The following is a 581-nucleotide window of genomic DNA, read 5'->3' as shown; positions in this document are numbered from 1 at the left end:
CGTCTGGCGGGCGGCCTGCAGCTGCGCCCCAAGCCGGTCGAGGTGTCCGGCGGGGTGGGTCCGCCGCCAACCGGCGAGGGCCGCGGCGAGGTCACGGTCCGCCGCGATCCGGTCGGACAGCGCCGCGGCGAGCGTGGCCCGCTCGTCCTGGCGCGCGTGGATGGCCTCCCGCTCGGCGGCGGCGGCCGCGGTGTCGTAAAGCGACGGATTCGGTCGGACCATCGTGATCCGTTCGCCGTCGATGACCGGGTCGGCGCCGTCGAGCAGGTCGTCGACTCCACCCACGGCGACCACGCTGTCGGGGAGCAGGGTGGCGGCGTCGAGCACCGCACGGATCCGCGCGTGATCCGACCGATCCATGATGATCACCCCGTCGGCGAGGTGGGGCCGTGCGCGCAGGACCTGTTCGCGCCGTTCGGCCGCGACCGCGTGGGCGAGATGGGACCAGCCGGCGACCGCGGCGATCCCGGCGGCCTGCAGGACGTCGACCGCCGCGGAGACCTCCTCGCGGGGTGGCCGAAGTCCGCCTCCGCCCAGCGCGCCGAGCAGGCGCCGGTCGGCGTCGGCGGCCAGCGCCAGAC

The 581-nt window shown here is 76.4% G+C and carries 1 pseudogene; it reads right to left on the bottom strand.

What is annotated here, in order from left to right:
• A pseudogene (locus tag ND748_RS33485) lies at nt 1–581 on the bottom strand (hypothetical protein); the annotation flags it as partial.

The organism is Frankia sp. AiPs1 (assembly GCF_023716945.1).
In the GTDB taxonomy this organism is placed as follows: Bacteria; Actinomycetota; Actinomycetes; order Frankiales; family Frankiaceae; genus Frankia.
The sequence above is the reverse complement of the archived record's forward strand: the minus strand, read 5'-3'. Positions and strand labels throughout refer to the sequence as shown.